This is a genomic window from Cupriavidus sp. IK-TO18, from assembly GCF_015549295.1.
Lineage (GTDB): Bacteria > Pseudomonadota > Gammaproteobacteria > Burkholderiales > Burkholderiaceae > Cupriavidus > Cupriavidus oxalaticus_A.
Map to the genome: position 1 here is coordinate 631 of NZ_JADGMP010000076.1, position 1,139 is coordinate 1,769.

Genomic DNA, 1,139 nt, shown 5'->3' on the forward strand with positions numbered 1-1,139 from the left:
ACCGGCAAGCCCAAGGGCGTGCAGCACAGCACCGGCGGCTACCTGCTGTGGGCGCTGATGACGATGAAGTGGACCTTCGACATCAAGCCCGACGACCTGTTCTGGTGTACCGCCGACATCGGCTGGGTCACCGGCCACACCTACATCGCCTACGGCCCGCTGGCCGCCGGCGCCACCCAGGTGGTGTTCGAAGGCGTGCCGACCTACCCGAACGCCGGCCGCTTCTGGGACATGATCGCGCGCCACAAGGTCAGCATCTTCTATACCGCGCCGACCGCGATCCGCTCGCTGATCAAGGCCGCCGAGGCCGACGAGAAGATCCACCCGAAGCAATACGACCTGTCGAGCCTGCGCCTGCTCGGCACCGTGGGCGAGCCGATCAATCCCGAGGCGTGGATGTGGTACTACAAGAACATCGGCAACGAGCGCTGCCCGATCGTCGACACCTTCTGGCAGACCGAGACCGGCGGCCACATGATCACGCCGCTGCCGGGCGCAACACCGCTGGTGCCGGGCTCGTGCACGCTGCCGCTGCCGGGCATCATGGCCGCCATCGTCGACGAGACCGGCCATGACCTGCCCAACGGCAATGGCGGCATCCTGGTGGTCAAGCGCCCGTGGCCGGCCATGATCCGCACCATCTGGGGCGATCCGGAGCGCTTCAGGAAGAGCTACTTCCCCGAGGAGCTGGGCGGCAAGCTGTACCTGGCCGGCGACGGCTCGATCCGCGACAAGGACACCGGCTACTTCACCATCATGGGCCGCATCGACGACGTGCTGAACGTGTCGGGGCACCGCATGGGCACGATGGAGATCGAGTCGGCGCTGGTGGCCAACCCGCTGGTGGCCGAGGCCGCGGTGGTCGGCCGCCCCGACGACATGACCGGCGAGGCGATCTGCGCGTTCGTCGTGCTCAAGCGCGCCCGCCCGAACGGCGAAGAGGCCATCAAGCTTGCCACCGAGCTGCGCAACTGGGTCGGCAAGGAAATCGGCCCGATCGCCAAGCCCAAGGACATCCGCTTTGGCGACAACCTGCCCAAGACGCGCTCAGGCAAGATCATGCGCCGCCTGCTGCGCTCGCTGGCCAAGGGCGAGGCAATCACGCAGGACACCTCGACGCTGGAGAACCCGGCGATCCT

1 protein-coding gene (running past one end of the window) is annotated in these 1,139 nt (G+C 67.3%); it reads left to right on the forward strand.

Going from position 1 to position 1,139, the window contains the following annotated elements; genetic code table 11:
* The coding region annotated (locus IPF36_RS34145) for an acetate--CoA ligase (RefSeq protein ID WP_195432349.1) crosses the window boundary (this coding region is incomplete at both ends): on the forward strand, positions 1 to 1,139 show 1,139 of its 1,769 nt. 630 nt of the annotated region lie to the left of the window's left edge.